This window comes from Streptomyces sp. NBC_00647 (assembly GCF_045207245.1).
Lineage (GTDB): Bacteria > Actinomycetota > Actinomycetes > Streptomycetales > Streptomycetaceae > Streptomyces.
The window spans coordinates 5,812,116-5,829,877 of the sequence record NZ_CP109040.1; the positions used below are offsets into that span (position 1 = coordinate 5,812,116).

At 71.4% G+C, this 17,762-nt stretch carries 16 protein-coding genes; 7 read left to right on the plus strand and 9 right to left on the minus strand.

Annotated features, from left to right (window positions below):
• Nucleotides 1-125 precede the first annotated feature (125 nt).
• Nucleotides 126-824: a M23 family metallopeptidase gene (locus tag OG788_RS25545; RefSeq protein WP_351542501.1), complete on the plus strand. Its 699-nt coding sequence runs from the start codon at nt 126-128 to the stop codon at nt 822-824.
• 78 nt (nt 825-902) lie between these two features.
• Here the strand turns inward: OG788_RS25545 and OG788_RS25550 are convergent, their stop codons facing one another.
• Nucleotides 903-1,502 (minus strand): TetR/AcrR family transcriptional regulator, encoded by a 600-nt coding sequence (locus OG788_RS25550; RefSeq protein WP_266761279.1) that lies wholly within the window; start codon nt 1,500-1,502, stop codon nt 903-905.
• A 187-nt stretch (nt 1,503-1,689) separates the two neighbouring features.
• Here OG788_RS25550 and OG788_RS25555 point away from each other — a divergent pair, with 187 nt between their 5' ends.
• The 3 genes from OG788_RS25555 to OG788_RS25565 all read left to right on the plus strand — a co-directional run bounded on the left by OG788_RS25555 (nt 1,690) and on the right by OG788_RS25565 (nt 4,599).
• Nucleotides 1,690-3,327 (plus strand): MDR family MFS transporter, encoded by a 1,638-nt coding sequence (locus tag OG788_RS25555; protein WP_406373680.1) that lies wholly within the window; start codon nt 1,690-1,692, stop codon nt 3,325-3,327.
• A gap of 171 nt (nt 3,328-3,498) precedes the next feature.
• Nucleotides 3,499-4,059: a helix-turn-helix transcriptional regulator gene (locus tag OG788_RS25560; protein ID WP_406376839.1), complete on the plus strand. Its 561-nt coding sequence runs from the start codon at nt 3,499-3,501 to the stop codon at nt 4,057-4,059.
• A gap of 93 nt (nt 4,060-4,152) precedes the next feature.
• Complete coding sequence (locus tag OG788_RS25565) at nt 4,153-4,599, plus strand: VOC family protein (RefSeq protein ID WP_356751984.1); 447 nt, start codon at nt 4,153-4,155, stop codon at nt 4,597-4,599.
• A gap of 44 nt (nt 4,600-4,643) precedes the next feature.
• Here the strand turns inward: OG788_RS25565 and cseC are convergent, their stop codons facing one another.
• The 5 genes from cseC to OG788_RS25590 all read right to left on the minus strand — a co-directional run bounded on the left by cseC (nt 4,644) and on the right by OG788_RS25590 (nt 9,252).
• Entirely contained in the window at nt 4,644-6,170 is a 1,527-nt protein-coding gene (gene cseC / locus OG788_RS25570) for a two-component system sensor histidine kinase CseC (protein ID WP_406373682.1), read from the minus strand.
• 8 nt (nt 6,171-6,178) lie between these two features.
• Nucleotides 6,179-6,886, minus strand: coding sequence for a two-component system response regulator CseB (gene cseB / locus OG788_RS25575; protein WP_406373683.1), 708 nt, complete (start codon nt 6,884-6,886; stop codon nt 6,179-6,181).
• 19 nt (nt 6,887-6,905) lie between these two features.
• On the minus strand, nt 6,906-7,556 hold the full coding sequence (locus tag OG788_RS25580; RefSeq protein WP_406373684.1) for a hypothetical protein: 651 nt from the start codon (nt 7,554-7,556) through the stop codon (nt 6,906-6,908).
• Nucleotides 7,544-8,083, minus strand: coding sequence for a SigE family RNA polymerase sigma factor (locus OG788_RS25585; protein ID WP_266761288.1), 540 nt, complete (start codon nt 8,081-8,083; stop codon nt 7,544-7,546). Before OG788_RS25585 ends, OG788_RS25580 begins: the two co-directional genes overlap by 13 nt.
• A gap of 251 nt (nt 8,084-8,334) precedes the next feature.
• On the minus strand, nt 8,335-9,252 hold the full coding sequence (locus tag OG788_RS25590; protein WP_406373686.1) for an A/G-specific adenine glycosylase: 918 nt from the start codon (nt 9,250-9,252) through the stop codon (nt 8,335-8,337).
• A gap of 191 nt (nt 9,253-9,443) precedes the next feature.
• On the opposite strand from OG788_RS25590, the gene OG788_RS25595 reads away from it, so the two are divergent.
• Nucleotides 9,444-10,268: a hypothetical protein gene (locus OG788_RS25595; RefSeq protein WP_406373688.1), complete on the plus strand. Its 825-nt coding sequence runs from the start codon at nt 9,444-9,446 to the stop codon at nt 10,266-10,268.
• A 101-nt stretch (nt 10,269-10,369) separates the two neighbouring features.
• Here OG788_RS25595 and disA read toward each other — a convergent pair whose 3' ends face one another.
• Together disA and radA are read right to left on the minus strand one after the other, a co-directional pair.
• Complete coding sequence (gene disA / locus OG788_RS25600; protein WP_351542496.1) at nt 10,370-11,494, minus strand: DNA integrity scanning diadenylate cyclase DisA; 1,125 nt, start codon at nt 11,492-11,494, stop codon at nt 10,370-10,372.
• Between the two features lie 68 nt (nt 11,495-11,562).
• Nucleotides 11,563-12,972: a DNA repair protein RadA gene (gene radA / locus OG788_RS25605; protein ID WP_266761296.1), complete on the minus strand. Its 1,410-nt coding sequence runs from the start codon at nt 12,970-12,972 to the stop codon at nt 11,563-11,565.
• A 394-nt stretch (nt 12,973-13,366) separates the two neighbouring features.
• Here radA and OG788_RS25610 point away from each other — a divergent pair, with 394 nt between their 5' ends.
• Nucleotides 13,367-15,175: a BACON domain-containing protein gene (locus OG788_RS25610; RefSeq protein WP_406373690.1), complete on the plus strand. Its 1,809-nt coding sequence runs from the start codon at nt 13,367-13,369 to the stop codon at nt 15,173-15,175.
• A 54-nt stretch (nt 15,176-15,229) separates the two neighbouring features.
• On the opposite strand, the gene OG788_RS25615 is transcribed toward OG788_RS25610, so the two are convergent.
• Nucleotides 15,230-16,069, minus strand: coding sequence for a hypothetical protein (locus tag OG788_RS25615; protein ID WP_406373692.1), 840 nt, complete (start codon nt 16,067-16,069; stop codon nt 15,230-15,232).
• A 125-nt stretch (nt 16,070-16,194) separates the two neighbouring features.
• Between OG788_RS25615 and OG788_RS25620 the strand changes: the two genes are divergently transcribed.
• Nucleotides 16,195-17,127, plus strand: a complete 933-nt coding sequence (locus OG788_RS25620; protein WP_351542493.1) for a Ppx/GppA phosphatase family protein — start codon at nt 16,195-16,197, stop codon at nt 17,125-17,127.
• The last annotated feature ends 635 nt before the right edge of the window (nt 17,128-17,762 follow it).

The window sequence follows — 17,762 nt, forward strand, 5'->3', positions numbered from 1 at the left end:
TCACGTCGTAGATGGGCTGTTTGAGTGCCCCTGGGGGTGCGGGTTACCAATGAATGGCCCGCTCGGTGGCCGCCAGTGCACCGGAGTGGTCGTTCAGTCCCTGTCCCCGTCTCCACGAGGTATTCATGTCGAAGCGCGTCACGTCCCGCAAGTCCCTTACGTCCATGGTCCGCACTCGGGCGGCCGTTCTCGCCGTCGGTCTGGGCGCCTCGGTCGTTCTGGGCGCAGGGGTCGCGACCGCCGCCGAAACCGGCCTCAGCAGCAGCGGTACCGTCACCGCGGCCAACGCCGTGCAGACGCAGGCGGCCGCTCAGGCGAAGGCCGCCGCCGTGCAGAAGGCCGCTGCCGTCAAGAAGGCCGCCGCAGCGAAGGCGACCGCCAAGAAGACCGCCGCCAAGAAGGCCGCTTCCTGGGTCGACCCGGTGGCGAAGTACACCCTGTCCGCCTCCTTCAACCAGGCCGGCGGCATGTGGTCCCACAAGCACTCCGGCCAGGACTTCGCCGTGCCGCAGGGCACCAACGTCGTCGCCGCGCACGGTGGCACCGTGGTCAAGGCCGGCGGCAACGGCGCCGGTGACGGTCCGGCGTACGGCAACGCCATCGTCATCAAGCACGCCAACGGCACGTACTCGCAGTACGCCCACCTGTCGCGCATCGACGTGAAGATAGGCCAGGTCGTCGCCACCGGTCAGCACATCGCCCTGTCCGGCAACACCGGCAACTCCAGTGGCCCGCACCTGCACTTCGAGATCCGTACGACCGCCAACTACGGTTCGGCGATCGACCCGGCCTCGTTCCTGCGCGCCAAGGGCGTCAAGGTCTGATCCGCCCGCCCGCGCCGGTGACCCGGCGCGGAGCCCAGGTGCGGAGCCCGAGGCGGAGCCCCGGCGTCGGAAGTGGCGCTACGAAGCTCCGCCTCCGTGGGCCGCTCCGCCCCCGTGGGCCTGTGTCACCAGATCGATGGCGACCTCCAGGACAGCCTTGCGCTTGTCCTCGGGGTCGCCTTCGACGTCCTTGAGGACGAACATGCCGGCGTGCATCGTGAAGAGCGCGCTGATGCAGCGGACCTGGTCGGTCAGCGGCGACTCGGGCTCCTTGATGATCTCCAGCATGCTGATCATGCGGTCCTTGAAGGTCTCGCCGATGCTCAGCTCGCGCACCGTCGCCTGGTTCTCCTGCATGAAGCGGAAGAGCGGGGACGCGCCGCCGAGGGCGTCGCTGTAGCGGCGCAGCACCTCCTGCTTGGTCTCCAGGCTGTGCGGCTGCTGCTTGCCCCACTCGATCAGCTCGTCGAGCGGCCTCGTCAGATCCTCGAAGAGGCTGATGAGGATCTCTTCCTTGGTCTTGAAGTGGTAGTAGAGCGCCGCTTTGGTGACATCGAGGTGCTCGGCGATCTCGCGCAGCGAGGTCTTCTCGTAGCCCTGCTCGGAGAAAAGTTCGAGGGCCACGTCCTGGATGCGCTGCCGCGTGTCGCCCCGGCGCTGCCGCTTGGTGCCGTCCATCGTGCCGCCCATCCTCGTATGCCTCGCACTCCCTGAAAACTTACCTGTCGACCGGCTGGCAAAACTAGTCTTACTTACTTGACGCCCGGCTAGTTGCGAGGCTATTTTCCCTGAGTGTAGTCAGCTTGCCGGTCGGCAAGTAAGTAGCCGGACGACGGCGGCAGAGGTACTCAGGGGAGTGGGAAAGATGGCGGACAAGACGAAGGCGGCCGAACCGGCCGCCGAGCATGCCGGGAAACCGGCCGAGGGCCAACCGGCGGTCGACGGCGAGAAGCGGCAGCGCAGCGTGCGGGTCGTCCTCATGGCGCTCATGATCGCGATGCTGCTCGCGATGCTCGACAACATGATCGTGGGCACGGCGATGCCGACGATCGTCGGCGAGCTGGGCGGCTTGGAGCACCTGTCCTGGGTGGTCACCGGCTACACCCTCGCCACCGCGGCCTCCACCCCGATCTGGGGCAAGCTCGGCGACATGTACGGGCGCAAGGGCGCCTTCATGACCTCGATCGTGATCTTCCTGATCGGTTCCGCGCTCAGCGGCATGGCCCAGGACATGGGCCAGCTCATCGGCTTCCGCGCCATCCAGGGTCTCGGCGCCGGTGGTCTGATGGTCGGCGTCATGGCGATCATCGGTGACCTCATTCCGCCCCGCGAGCGCGGCAAGTACCAGGGCATGATGGCCGGCGTGATGGCCTTCGCCATGATCCTCGGCCCGCTGGTCGGCGGCACCATCACCGACCACTGGGGCTGGCGCTGGTCCTTCTACATCAATCTTCCGCTCGGCGTCGTCGCGCTCATCGCGGTCAGTGTCGTACTGCACCTGCCGAAGAAGCGTGTCGAGGCGAAGATCGACTACCTGGGCGCCGGGTTGCTGGCCCTCGGTATCTCCGCCATCGTCCTCGTCACCACCTGGGGCGGCACCGAGTACGCCTGGAGCTCCGCGCGGATCATGGAGCTGACCGGGATCGGCGTCGCCTCCCTCGTCGGCTTCGTGTTCTGGCAGACCAAGGCCGCCGCGCCGGTCATGCCGCTGCACATCTTCCGCAGCCGCAACTTCACGCTGATGTCGACCATCGGCTTCATCACCGGCTTCGTGATGTTCGGCGCCGTGCTCTTCCTGCCGCTGTACCAGCAGTCCGTGCAGGGCGCGTCCGCCACCAACTCCGGCCTGCTGCTCCTGCCCATGCTCGGCGCGATGCTGGCCGTGTCGATGGTCGCCGGACGCGTCACCACCAACAGCGGCCGCTACAAGATCTTCCCGCTCGTCGGCAGCGTGCTGATGATCGTCGGTCTGTTCCTGCTCTCGCTGATGGACACCGAGACGACCCGGCTCACCTCCGGGCTGTACATGGCGGTGCTCGGCGCGGGCATGGGCTGCCTGATGCAGGTCACGATGCTCGTCGCGCAGAACAGCGTCGAGATGAAGGACATGGGCGTCGCGTCCTCGTCCACCACTCTCTTCCGTACGCTCGGCTCGTCGTTCGGCGTCGCCATCATGGGCGCGCTGTTCAACCACCGGGTGCAGGACGTCATGTCCGAGCGGGCCGGTGCGATCGGCTCCAAGCTGACCGAGAAGTCCGCGCAGCTCGACGCGGCCAGCCTGGCGAAGCTGCCGGCCGCGGCCCGGGAGGCGTACCAGCACGCGGTGTCCTCCGGTACGCACTCCGCGTTCCTGCTGGGCTCCGTGGTGGCCGTGCTCGCGCTGGTCGCGGCGGTCTTCGTGAAGGAAGTCCCGCTGAAGGGCGCCGGAGCGGGCGCTCCCAAGCCCGGCGAGGACGAGGTGCGGGACGAGGCTCCTCAGGCCTCGCTCGCCGAGCCGGTCTGACCCGACCGGAGGTCTCACCTCTCCCGTCCGCCCCTGAGTTCCTCGACAGAAGGCCCCCGGCGTTGTCCGCCCCGGGGGCCTTCTCCCGTGCCGTCCCTCGTGCCGTCTCCGTTCCCTCTTCCGTTCCACGTGACTGTCAGTGGCGCGTGCCACCATCGGAACGTGGACCGAATGCGGCAGCTGCGGCTGGCCAAGGACGTCATGGATCGGGACTGGGCCGAGCCCGGCACCGATCTCGACGCGCTGGCCGCGCGTGCCGGGTATTCGCGGTATCACTTCATCCGGGCCTTCAAGGCGGCGTACGGCGAGACACCGGGCCAGTATCTGACGCACCGGCGCATCGACCGGGCGGAGGATCTGCTGCGGACGGCGAATCTCTCGGTGACCGAGATCTGCCATCTGGTCGGCTTCAGCAGCCTCGGCACCTTCTCGGCGCGCTTCAAGACATGGACCGGGCTGACGCCGAGCGAGTACCGGGCGCAACATGTGGGGCGCGGTGCCGCGCTCATTCCCGGCTGCTACGCGATGCTCTGGGCCGGCGGCTTCCGGACGGGTCCGGGCGCGCGTGCGGACGCCGGTTCCGAGGCCGCGACCCGTTCCGAGGCGGCAACCCGTGCCGAAGCCGCGGCCCCTGCCGAGGCGACAACCCGCGCCGATGCCGGATCCCGCGTCGATGCCGGATCCCGTGCCGGTGGCGGGGCCGGGGAGCGCAATTCCGAAGAAGCGTCCTGACGCGGCGGCTGCCTACCGTGGCAGGGCACGCACCGAGGACGACGGCCCGGCACGACCGGGCACCCCGCGTGACCCGCACACCTGGAGCAGACCATGATCAAAGGACTCGCCATTTCGACCGTCTGGGTTCTCGACCAGGACCGGGCGAAGGAGTTCTACACCGAGAAGCTCGGGCTCGAGGTCCGTACGGACATGACGATGGGCGAGGGCGGTATGCGCTGGCTCACCGTCGGTGCCCCGCAGCAGCCCGAGGTCGAGCTGACCCTCATGGTGCCCGGACCGCCCGCCATGGACCCCGAGTCCGCCGAGATGATGAAGAAGCTGGTCGCCAAGGGCGCGCTCGGCGCGGGCGTGCTGAGCACCGACGACATCCACGGCGACTACAAGAAGCTCAAGGACCGCGGCGTGGAGTTCCTCCAGGAGCCGCAGGAGCGCCCGTACGGCACCGAAGCGCTGTTCCGCGACGACTCGGGGAACTGGTTCTCCTTCACCCAGCGCCGCGAGGGCGGCCTCGACCCGGACCAGGACTGGAGCCGCTAGGGGCGCCGTCGGAACAGCCCCTGGGACAAGGCGCGTGCCCCCGGCTACTTCCCGGACGGCGGCAGGATCGGGTAGCTCCCCGTGCTCGTCGGCGCGTGCTCCGGCAGCCACAGGACGGCGACCGCGCCCTCGGCCGGTACGTCGTCCGGGGCCCCGGCGGGCCGTACGTTGCGGAAGGTCAGCCGCGCGCCGAGCACCCGGGCCTGGCCCGCGGCGATGGTGAGGCCGAGCCCGTGTCCGTCGCCCGCGCGGTCGGCGCTGCCGGTGCGGAACCGGCTCGGCCCCTCGGCGAGGAGCTTCTCGGGGAAGCCGGGACCGTGGTCGCGGACGCGGATGACGCGCCCCTCGACGGTGACCTCGATCGGCGGCCTGCCGTGCCGGGCGGCGTTCGCGAGAAGGTTGAGCAGGACGCGCTCCAGGCGGCGCGGGTCCGTCGTGACCTCCGACTCGTGCACCACGCGCACCTCGACGTCCGCGCCCTTGGCGGCCACCCGCCGGCTCACGAACTCGCCGAGCATGATGTCCTGCAGCTCGGCCCGCTCGGAGGCGCCGTCGAGCCGGGCGACCTCCAGCACGTCCTCGACGAGCGTGCGCATGGCCTGCGCCCGGTCCCGTACGAGCTCGGTGGGGCGGCCGGGCGGCAGGAGCTCGGCAGCCGTGAGCAGCCCGGTCACCGGTGTGCGCAGTTCATGGGCGATGTCGGCGGTCACCCGGCGCTCGGCCTCGATGCGCTGCTGGAGCGCGTCGGCCATGGCGTCCACGGCGCGCGCGAGGTCGTCGGTCTCGTCGAGCACGACACCGCCGATCGCGTCCCGGACCCGGACGTCGGTCTCGCCCTTGGCGACCCGGTTCGCGGCGGACGCCGCCTTGCGCAGGCGACGCGAGAGCTGGCCGCCGATCAGCACACCGAGGGCGCTGCCACCGAAGACGACCGCGATGGAGCCGATGATCAGCGCCTGGTCGAGGTCCTTCATCACGTCCGCGTTGCGGTCCGTGAACCGCTCGTGCCAGGACAGCACCTGGCCGTTCCTGAGCGGTACGGCGGCCCAGATGTCCGGCACACCGTTCGCGCCCGCGGTGACATAGGTCGCCCGCCGTCCCTCCGAGACCTTCGCCAGCAGGTCCGCCGGAATGGAGGGATCGTCGATCGTGGCCCCGAAGGGTGGCGTCCGGCCCGGTCCGTACATGCGCTGGGCGAGCTGGATGCGCTCGTCGGCGAGGTCGCGCGAGTTGTCCAGCATCGAGACACGGGCGGCGTTGTGCACGACCAGGCTCAGCGCGATCGCGACCAGCGCGCCGACCAGGGCGATCGCCGTGCTGAGCTTCCATCGGATGCCCGTACGAATGCTCGTACCCGAATCCGTGCCCCGGTCGATGCCGATACTGAGGCCTCTGCCTCTGCCTCTGCCCCTGCCGGCGTCTCTCCTGGTGGCGATGGCGTCGCGCGGCCCCGTGGTCGTGCCACCGCCCGCGTCCTGGCGTCTCCCCGGAATCGGTCGCTGCCCCGGAACCGGTCCCTGCCCCGGAACCGGGGGTTTCCCCGGAGCCGAGCGCTGAAATATCCCCCGCATACCCCTGCTCAGGCCTTCAACTTGTAGCCGAAGCCGCGGACCGTCTCGATACGGTCCTGGCCGATCTTCGTACGCAGCCGCTGCACATGGACGTCGACGACCCGGGTGTCCCCGCCCCAGCCGTAGTCCCACACCCGTTCGAGCAGCTTGTCGCGGCTCAGTACCGTCCCGGGCGCCGCGGAGAACTCCAGGAGCAGCCGCATCTCGGTGGGTGTCAGGGCCACCGGCGTACCGTTCCTGCGTACCTCCATGCCCTCGGTGTCGATCTCCAGGTCACCGAAGGCGAGCATCCCGCCGTCCAGCGATCCGGCCCCCTCGGCCCCCGCTCCCTGCCCGCCGTTCGCGTGCCCGAAGCGTCGCAGCACCGCGCGGATCCGGGCGACCAGCACGGCACCGTCGAAGGGCTTGGTCACATAGTCGTCGGCGCCGGCCTCCAGGCCGAGCACGACGTCGATCGAGTCCGCGCGCGCGGACAGCATGATGACCGGCACGGCCGACTCGTCGCGGATACGGCGGCACAGCGAGACGCCGTCGAGCCCGGGGACCATCACGTCCAGCAGGGCGATGTCGGGGCGGTCGGCGCGGAACGCCTCCAGGCCCGAGAGCCCGTCGGGCATGGCCGTGACCGCGAAGCCGTCGCGTTCCAGGGCGAGTTGCGTGGCCTCGCGGATGACGTCGTCGTCCTCGACGAACAGGACGTGGGTCTGCTCTGCCATCCGGCTGTTCCGTCCGCTCTCAGTTCGCGTCGGGGGCGGGCGAGCTCGCGCCGCCCACCGCGTTGCTGTAGTCGTTGTGGATCCGGGACTGCTCGACGAAGCGCGTCGTGGACCAGCTGTAGGTGATCACTTCCTCGCTGGACGGGTACGACACCGGGTCGCCCTTCGCGTACAGCTGCTGGGTGACCACCAGATCGCCGCGGTCTATCTCGGCGTAGACCGGCGGCTCCTCGGCCTGGAAGACATTCTGGTACCTGCCGTTCTCCTCGCGATAGACGTACGAGCCGACGCCCACGGCGTCGGCACAGGTCATCACGTTGATCACGATGTCGTTCGACGATCCGCCGGTCAGGTCCCCGTACGACACGTCGACCGGGTACTCGTCGGCGACGCACGGCTTCAGGTCGCGCTTGACCGCCGCGCTGACCTCCGGGTCTGCCTTGACGATCCGGACCGCGTCCGCGCGCTTGGGCGCCCGGGTGGGCGAGCCGGAGACGACCGGGGTGGTACCGCTCTTGGCGACCGCGTCACTGCCCGCCGGGCCCTCGTCGCGGGCGCCGGTGCCGCCGGTGGCGCACGCGGTCATGAAAAGGCCGAGGGCGGTGAGCCCGGCCGCCGCCGAACTCCCCGCCTTCAGGGCCGTTCTGGCCCGAACTCCTAGGCCGCGCAACGCTCCCGCTCCTCACGTTCGAGCGCGCGAGCGTCCAGGTCGCGGCTCTCCAGCTCCTCGCGGAGCCGGGCCAGCGCCCGGTGCAGCGTGCTCTTGACCGTTCCGGCCGACATGCCGAGTGCGGCGGCCGTCTCCTCCGTGGACATCTGCTCCCAGTGTCGCAGCACCACGACACTGCGCTGCTTGGGTGCCAGCACCTTCATGATGTCCATCAGCAGCGCGCGGTCCGCGTGCTGCTCGGTGGCGTCCTCCACGCTCGCGTCCGGCAGCTGCTCGGTGGGCACCTCTTCGAGCTTGCGGGCGCGCCACCACTCGGTGCGGGTGTTGATCATGACGCGGCGCAGGTAGGCATCGGCCAGCCGCTTGTCGGCGATACCGTCCCAGCGGCCGTACGTCCGGACGAGCGCGGTCTGGAGCAGGTCCTGGGCGTCGACCGGGTCGGGGACCAGGCGGCGGGCACTGCGCAGCAGCGCGTCCTGTCGAGTGCGGACGTACTCCTCGAATTCGAGCACCTCGCCGTGCGCCATGATCAACCGCCTCCATCCCCGTTTCCGACCTGCCTGCTGCCGGTTGTCCATTGCCTGCGAACCGCCGCTCCGCGACCGCTCGTTGCGGCCCTTCCTGCGGTACGGCAATGAAGCTACGGAGGCGTTGTCACGGGGTTGTCCGAGCCAGCCTGCGGCCAGCACTCGGCTGTCCGTCGGTTGTGTAACGGTTGTAGGCGCGGGGTAAGGCAGAGGGGTCGTACGTCCGGGTTGATGCCGGTTCGGTGCCTCCGCTATGTCATCGGCAGCCGATACAGACCGCCGGGGAGCGGCTCCACCAGCCCGTCGGCGACCAGTCCGTCGAGCGCCCGGGCCCGCTGGACCGGTTCGTCCCACACGCGGTCCAGCGCGGACTGCGGAACCGGCGCATGGGCCTCCCGCAGGACGGCCAGCAGTTTGCCGCGCACCTGACGGTCCGTGCCCGCGTACGTCTGCCCCCTGCGCGGCGGTCCGTCGTGCTCCGGCTTGCCGGCCAGCCGCCACGCGCACTGCGCGGCGATCGGGCAGCGGTGACACGTCTCGTTCTTCGCCGTGCAGATCAGCGCGCCGAGCTCCATCGAGGCGGCGGCCCAGCGCGACGCCGTGCTCTCGCTCTCGGGAAGCAGGGCACGGGCGAGCTTGCGCTCGGCGGCGGTGGTGGCGTTCGGCGGGTACCGCACGCCGGTGACGGCACGGGCGAACACCCGGCGGACGTTCGTGTCCAGGACGGGATGCCGCTGGCCGTACGCGAACGACGCGACGGCCGCCGCCGTGTACTCGCCGATGCCGGGCAGCGCCAGCAGCTGGGCGTGCTCCGTCGGTACGTCGCCGCCGTGCCGCTCCGTTATGGCCACCGCGGCGCCGTGCAGACGCAGGGCGCGGCGCGGGTAACCGAGCCGCCCCCAGGCCCGGACGGCTTCCCCGGGCGCGTCCTTCGCCAGATCGGCGGGGCGCGGCCAGCGGGCCAGCCACTGCTCGTACACGGGCAGCACGCGGTTGACCGGGGTCTGCTGGAGCATGAACTCGCTGACCATCACCGCCCAGGGGCCGGCATCGGGGTGCCGCCAGGGCAGATCGCGGGCGTGCTCGTCGAACCAGGCGATGACGGGGGTGTGGAGGTCCTCGCCGGAAGCGTTCCGGGTGGGCTTGGTGGGCTTGGTGGGTGCAGTCATGGCGATATCGATCCTGCCATGCGGTGGCGGGGATGCGGGGACGACGCCGGGGCGGGCGGTGGTGAAAGACCGCCCTCGGCGTCCGTCGAGGCGCCGGGAAGGCTGTCTGCCGGGATGATGATCCGGAAAAGTTGCGACCAGGGCGGCGGGTGGGGCCAGCGGCGCGGCGGATCTCTCGTACAGTTTGCGCCGTGGGATCTCTGCGCAATCCGGTCGGGCCGCTCCCCTCCACCATCTATTGGCGTCGGAGGGCCGTTCTGCTGTCCGTAGTAGCGCTGTTGGCGCTGCTCACGGTCTGGGTGGTCAGTACCGGCGGCGGGGGCGGGAACAACAACTCCGGTGGGTCGAACGGAAAGAACCCCGCGCCCTCGATCACGCCGGGTCCCTCCGGCTCGGGTCCCGCGATCAGCCAACACCCCGGCGGCCGCGACGAGTCGAGCGGCAGTGGCGGCGGTGACGGGGGTTCCGGCGACAGCGGCGGAACCGACGGGGGGTCCGGCGAAGGCTCCGGCGGCGGTTCCGCGGGCTCCGGCGCGAGCACCGGCGGCGGTTCCGGCGAAGGGGCGGGCACCGGTGGCGGATCGGCCGATCAGCTCCCGGCCGGTTCCACTCTCCCCAACTGCACTGCGGGCAAGGTGAAGTTGACGCTCAAGAGTGCCCGCAACACGTACGCCCCCGGTGAGCAGCCCACGATCGAGCTCATCGCCAAGAACTCCTCGGGCAGTGACTGCAAGGTCGATCTCGGCCCGAAGAACACCGTTCTGACGATCACTCAGGCGGGCAGCGACGACGACATCTGGGCCTCGGACGACTGCCCGAAGAGTGCCGCGGGCGTCCTCTACCGCGTATCGGCCGGCAATCAGGTCACCTACACGGTGAAGTGGGACCGCAAGGCCTCTGCCCCCGAGTGCGCGACGCCCCCGCCGGGTTCGGCTCCCGCCGGTACCTACCTGGTCGAGGCGAAGGCGCCGGGTCTGACGAAGGCGCAGACGTCGTTCGTCCTGTCCAAGGACTGAGGGTCCCGAGGGGTGGGCCGGGCCGCCCCTCGGGCGTGCAAGGGCCATGCCGAGATCCAGGACCGCGCCGCGCGTCCGCGGCGTGATCCGGACGACAGCCTCTAGACGTAACGCTCCAGGATCGACGACTCCGCCAGCCGGGACAGGCCCTCGCGGACGCTGCGCGCCCGGGCCTCGCCCACGCCGTCGACCGTCTGCAGGTCGTCCACGCTCGCGGCGAGCAGCTTCTGGAGCCCGCCGAAGTGCTCCACGAGCCGGTCGATGATCGCGCCCGGCAGCCGCGGCACCTTGGCGAGGAGGCGGAAACCACGCGGGGAGACCGCGGAGTCGAGCGCCTCGGGGGAGCCGGTGTAACCCAACGCCCGTGCCACTGTGGAAAGTTCGAGGAGCTCCGCGTGGCTGAGCGCGTCCAGCTCGGACAGCGCCTCGTCGACCGTGCGGGAACGCTTGGCGGTCGGCTCGGGCACGTAGTCCCGGACGACCAGCTCGCGATCGGGCTCGACGCCGGCGATCAGCTCGTCGAGCTGGAGGGTCAGCAGACGCCCGTCGGTGCCCAGTTCGACGACGTACTCGGCGATCTCGGTGGCGATGCGGCGCACCATCTCCAGACGCTGGGCGACCGCGGAGACGTCCCGGACCGTGACGAGATCCTCGATCTCCAGCGCTGACAACGTTCCCGCGACCTCGTCCAGGCGGAGCTTGTAGCGCTCCAGCGTGGCGAGGGCCTGGTTGGCGCGGGAGAGGATCGCGGCGGAGTCCTCCAGGACGCGGCGCTGACCGTCGACGTACAGGGCGATCAGGCGCATCGACTGGGAGACCGAGACGATGGGGTAGCCGACCTGCTTGCTCACCCGGTCCGCGGTGCGGTGCCGCGTGCCCGTCTCCTCCGTCGGGATCGTCGGGTCGGGCACGAGCTGCACGCCCGCCCGAAGGATCTTGGTGATGTCCTTGTCGAGCACGATGCCGCCGTCGAGCTTGCACAGCTCACGCAGACGGGTCGCGGTGAACTCGACATCCAGGACAAAACCGCCCGTGCACATCGCTTCGACGGTCTTGTCCGAGCCGAGCACGATGAGTCCGCCGGTGTTGCCGCGGAGAATTCGTTCAAGCCCGTCGCGCAGGGCCGTGCCGGGTGCCACGGCGCTGAGTGCGGCGCGCATCAGGCCATCGGCACCGGAGCTCCCACCGGATTTTCCGGGAGCTGCTGCCCGGTCGTTGGCTGCCACTGCACTCCTCCGGTCGCGGGTTTCCGGTCGCGCTCGGTTCGTACGGACGGGCGAGACCAGGGCAAAGTCTACCGGCGCTGCTCCTCTTCCCGTGGGGCCTCTCTACGACGCGAGCGCGGAAGGACGCTCAGGGCCGCGCCGATGTCGGCCACTTCCAGGACCTTCATGCCGGCGGGGACCTTGCCGGGATCGGTCGGTACGAGAGCGTGGGTGAAGCCCAGACGGTGTGCTTCGGCCAGCCTGCGCTGGACGCCCGTGACCCGTCTGACCTCGCCCGCGAGCCCCACTTCGCCGATCGCCACGAGGTTCTTGGGCAGCGGGGTGTCGCTCGCCGCGGACGCCAGGGCGAGCGCGATGGCGAGGTCCGCGGCGGGCTCGGAGAGCTTCACGCCGCCGACCGTCGCCGAGTAGATGTCCCGCTTCCCGAGTGCGCTGATCCGCCCGCGCTGCTCCAGAACGGCGAGCATCATCGAGACGCGGGAGGTCTCCAGGCCGGACGTCGTACGGCGCGGGGAGGGGATCTGCGAGTCCACCGTGAGCGCCTGCACCTCGGCGACCAGAGGGCGGCGGCCTTCGAGGGTGACGGTCAGGCAGGTGCCGGGGACGGGCTCGGTGCGGCGCGTCAGGAAGAGCCCCGACGGGTCGGTGAGGCCGGTGATGCCCTCGTCGTGCAGCTCGAAGCAGCCGACCTCGTCCGTCGTCCCGTACCGGTTCTTGACGCCTCGGACCAGCCTCAGCCGCGCATGCCGGTCGCCCTCGAACGACAGGACGACGTCCACGAGGTGTTCGAGCAGCCGGGGTCCGGCGATCGCGCCGTCCTTGGTGACATGGCCCACAAGCAGGGTGGACATGCCGCGCTCCTTGGAGGCACGGATGAGCGCGCCCGCGACCTCACGGACCTGCGCCATGCCGCCGGGCGCGCCGTCGATCTCCGGGGAGGCGATGGTCTGGACCGAGTCCAGGATGAGCAGGGACGGCTTCACCGCGTCCAAGTGGCCGAGGACGGCCGCCAGATCGGTCTCCGCGGCGAGATAGAGGTGGTCGTCGATCGCCTTGATGCGGTCCGCGCGGAGCCGCACCTGGCTCGCCGACTCCTCGCCCGTCACGTACAACGTGCGGTGCTCGTCGCTCGCGGACTTGGCCGCCACGTCCAGGAGGAGCGTGGATTTGCCGACGCCGGGCTCGCCCGCGACGAGGACGACCGCTCCGGGCACGAGACCGCCGCCGAGGACGCGGTCCAGCTCGGGCACGCCGGTGCTGCGGGCGGTGGCCTGCCGGCCGTCGACCTGTCCGATGGGCACGGCGGACGTGGTGACCCGCCCCGGTGCCGTGGTCCGGACAGCGGGCGTGCCGTACTCCTCGACCGTCCCCCAGGCCTGGCATTCGGGGCAGCGGCCGAGCCACTTGGCCGTCTGCCAGCCGCACTCGGTGCAGCGGTAGGACGGCCGGTCCTTCGCGGTTTTCGTACGGGCAGCCATGACCGAACCGTAGCCGCAGCCACTGACAACCCGGCACGCACCGGTGCACCCCGGCCCCGGGCCCGGCCCCAGGCCCCGTTCCGGCCCCCGCCCGACTCGGGTCGCCGCACTTCGGCCCCCTGCGGCCGTGGCCTCTTCCCCGGGCCTCCGCGGCCCGTCCTGAGCCGCCGCAGCCCGTTCCCGAGCCCCCGTGCCCCCTTCCCACCCCCGTGCGACCGAGCCCTCCGGGGAGCCTTCGCGACCCCATCTGCCATCGCCTGCCATCGCCACCCGTGACGGCCCAGGCCAGGGGTCGGGGGTTCCTGTCCCCTTATGAGGGATCGTTTCACCCGTACGGATTAAATGTGCTCAAGGGGGAGGAAGGGGCCGCCCCCGGGCACCTACGGTCGCACGGGTGATGAGCAGCAGTTCGGAGACCTCCACGCACACCACCGGCGCACACCGGGCGCACGGAGCCGCGCGCAAGCGGGCGGCCGTGCCCCGTGCCGCGAACCCCCGCACCCTGCCCCAGCGTCCCCCCGCGCGTTACGAGCCCTACCTGGACGGCCTGTTCACCTACTGCCTGTCCGTGCTGTGCGACCACGACGCGGCCACCGCCGCCCTGGGCGACGCCCTCGCGCTGGCCGAGCGGCGCGGCCCGCGCGGCCCCGAGTCCGCCGCCGACCGCAGGGCCTGGCTCTACGCGCTGGCCCGCTGGTCCTGCCTGCGCAAGCTCACGGAAGCGCGGCGCAGGCGGCAGGCGACGCACGCCTCCGGGCGGTCCGCCCCGCACAAGAGCGACCCCGGGGGCGCCTCCTGGAGCACCCACAAGGAAGCCGCACAAAAGGGAGCCCACAAGGCCGCCGCCGACCGGCGCGCGGCCGAGGCCCTGAGCGCCGCCCCGGTCTCCGAGGAGGTCCAGACCCACCGCCGGCACGAACTCGGCCTGCTGGCCTGGCCGGAGGCCGCCGGTACCACCCCCGAGCAGCGCGAGGCGCTCGAACTCGCCGTACGCCACCAGCTCGCCGTCCACGAGGTCGCCGCCGTCCTGGGCATGGACCTCGCCATCGCGCGCGAGCTGCTCGCCTCCGCCGCCTGCGAGGTCGAACGCACCCGCGCGGCCCTCGCCGTGGTCGAGACCGGCGCCTGTCCCAGCGTGGCCCGGCTCACCGGCGACAACCAGCTCGTGCTGAGCACCACCCTCCGCGGCGAGCTGGTCCGGCACGTCGACGACTGCCCGCGCTGCCGCCGCACCGCCGAGCGCGCGGTCCCCGGCGCCTGGCCCGGCACCAGCGTCACGCCCGCGGCGCTCCCCGTCCTGGAGGCCCCGCACGCGGCCCTGCGCGTCGCCATGGCGCACGCCCCGCGCGCGCGGGGCAGCGCCCCACGCTTCGACCGGCGCGGTTTCCCGATGGACCCCAAGGACCACGCCGCCCGGAGGGACCGGCTTCGCGCGCGTGCCGTCACGACCACGATCGTCGCCACCGTCGTCGCCGCGCCCGTTCTCGCCCTCTGGGCGGCGTACCGGGGGGCGCCCCTGGTCGGCGAGGGTGTGGACGGCCGCCCGGCCACCACGAGCGAGGCCCAGGACCCCGACGGTCTGGACGACGGGCGCGCGGGCGGTTACGAGAACGCCGGCAACGCCAGCGCCGGACCGGACGCCCGGTTCACCAAGGGCAGCCGTTCGCCGGATGTCTCCGTGGAGGTCGTCAGCGCACCCGGAAGCACTCCGGGACAGAACGCGGGGCACCTGTCGGTAGCGGCCGGCACCGACGGCGACACGACCCTGGTCAAGCTGACCGCGTCCGGCAGCTCACCGGTCCACTGGTCGGCGCGCACCGGCGCGTCCTGGCTCTACCTCAGCCAGTCCTCGGGGACCCTCGATCCGGGCGAGTCGTTGACGATCAAGGTGTACGTCGATCATCTTCGCGAGCCGGTGGGCCACTGGAGCGCGCGGGTGTCGATCTCCCCGGCGGGCGCGGTGGTCACCATCGCCGGGTACGGAAAGGCGGGCCCGTCCCACCCCGGTGGCCACGACCCCGCCCCCACCCCGAGCCATCCCAGCCCCTCGGGGCCGGGTTCCACCCAGCCGCCGACCAGTCCGGACCCGTCCCCCACTCCGAGCGATCCGACGCCGACGCCCACTCCCACCGACTCGGCCTCCTCGGACCCGGGCGGCTCGACGTCGCCGCCGGGCGACAGCGGCGACCCGGACCCCTCGTAGGGCCCGGGCCAGTGGCCGCAAGGGGGTCGTGCGGGGGTGCGGGTCCCTCCGGGCTCAGCCGACCGGATCCGCGGGGTGCGGTGCCAGCAGCGGCAGCTGCGAGGCCAGCCGTTCCTCGCACAGCTCGACCAGGCGGTCGTATCCCGCCTTGCCCATCAGCTCGACGAGCTCCGGACGGTACGAGACGTACACCGGGTCGCCGGCGCCGTGTGCCGAGGTCGCCGACGTGCACCACCAATGCAGGTCGTGGCCGCCCGGGCCCCAGCCGCGGCGGTCGTACTCGCCGATGGAGACCTGGAGCACCCGGGTGTCGTCGGGCCGGTCGATCCACTCGTACGTGCGGCGCACGGGCAGCTGCCAGCAGACGTCCGGCTTGGTCTCCAGCGGCTCGCGCCCCTCCTTGACGGCCAGGATGTGCAGCGAGCAGCCCGCGCCACCGGCGAAGCCGGGACGGTTCTGGAAGATGCAGGAGCCCTCGTACGGGCGGGTCTGGCGGTCGCCGTCCTCGTCCTGCGACACCCAGCCCGTCTCCACGCCCACGTCATGGTTCTGCCAGATCTCCGGCGTGAGCCGGGCCACGTGCCCCGCCACCCGCTTCTCGTCGTCCTCGTCGGAGAAATGGGCGCCCAGCGTGCAGCAGCCGTCGTCGGCGCGGCCCGCCTGGATGCCCTGGCAGCCGCTCCCGAAGATGCAGTTCCAGCGGGAGGTCAGCCATGTCAGATCGCACCGGAAGACCTGCTCGTCATCGGCCGGGTCAGGAAACTCCACCCATGCGCGAGCGAAGTCGAGCCCCTTCTCGTCGCTCTTCTTCACGGACTTCTTGGGCTCCGTGGCCTTCGCCTGCGAAGGACCCGTGGCCGATTTGTCAGGCTTCGCCTTTTTCGTCTTTGGCACGCGTCCAGGGTAAGTCGCTTCTGCCCGTTCCGGGGACGCCTCGTCCACTGTCCGCGGAGCACCGTTCGACGTGTGCCTTCGCCCCGCCCCACGTGAATCGCCGTGTGGGCAGTAGCGTTCCGTACATGAGACTCGGTGTCCTCGACGTGGGTTCGAACACGGTGCATCTGCTGGTGGTGGACGCCCACCCCGGCGCCCGCCCGCTGCCCGCGCATTCGCACAAGGCCGATTTGCGGCTTGCCCAACTGCTCGACGAGAGCGGGGCGATCGGCCCCGAAGGCGTCGACAAACTGATCGAGACCGTCCAGGACGCCCTGGAGGCCGCCGAGGACAAGGGTGTCGAGGCCCTGCTGCCGTTCGCGACCTCGGCCGTACGCGAGGCCAGCAACGCCGACGAGGTGCTTGCCCGGGTGCACGCCGAGACCGATGTCGAGCTGCAGGTCCTCACCGGCGCGGAGGAGGCCCGGCTCACCTTCCTGGCGGCCCGCCGCTGGTTCGGCTGGTCGGCGGGCAAGCTGCTCGTCCTCGACATCGGCGGCGGCTCCCTGGAGATCGCGTACGGCATGGACGAGGAGCCGGACGCGGCCGTGTCGCTGCCGCTCGGCGCCGGCCGGCTGACCGCGGGCTGGCTGCCCACCGATCCGGCGGACCCCGCGGACGTGCGGGCCCTGCGCCGCCATGTGCGGGCCCAGATCGCCCGGACGGTCGGTGAGTTCAGCCGTTTCGGCGCCCCGGACCACGTGGTCGCCACCTCGAAGACGTTCAAGCAGCTCGCCCGCATCGCCGGGGCCGCGCGCTCCACGGACGGCCTGTACGTCCAGCGCGAGCTCAAGCGCCGGTCCCTGGAGGACTGGGTCCCCCGCCTCACGTCCATGACGGCCGACGAACGCGCCGAACTTCCGGGCGTCTCCCCGGGCCGCTCCAGCCAACTCCTCGCCGGCGCCCTGGTCGCCGAGGGCGCCATGGACCTCTTCGGCGTGGAAACCCTGGAGATCTGCCCCTGGGCCCTGCGCGAGGGCGTCATCCTGCGCCGCCTGGACCAGATGGCATCGGAGTAGGAAACAGCAGAACAGAAGGGGAGCGGGAGAGGCTCCCGAAGGGGGCTTCCCCAGGCACGGCGAGGGTGCACCCGACCCCGCGACGACGGTGACCGGGCTTGGGGGAAGGCGCCGCAAAGGGGCGCCGCAAACGGGCGCGGGGAACGGCGCGACCGGCCACGGACGAGGGGCAGTCGTCCACAGGCATGCGTCGGTATGGGCCAGGGGGCGCCCGAACCGGCGACGCCCGGGACCGGGCTCGGGGGAAGGCGCCGCAAAGGGGCGCGGGGAACGGCGCGACCTGCCCCGCACGGTGGACGGCCGCCCGACGCCCGTCCCACCCACGGCGACGGGGCGTGTACGACCCGTCGATCACGCCGGGAGCACCCAGGGGTGTCCTGGCACCGATCACGTCAGGAGCGTCCCGCCGGGCCCATGGGCGTCGATGACGGAGACCGCCGCTGTCCGTGGCGTCGATCACCGAGGCTCACCGCCGGTGTCCGTGGCGTCGATCACGAAAGCACCGCCGGTGCCCGTGGCGTCCGTCACGGGACCATCCGGCCGGCGCCGTGGCGTCCATCACGAGAGCACCCCCGCCCGGGGCCCCGAGCCCTCCGGGCCGACCCCCGCCGCACTCCGGGCCGGAGGCCGATTCG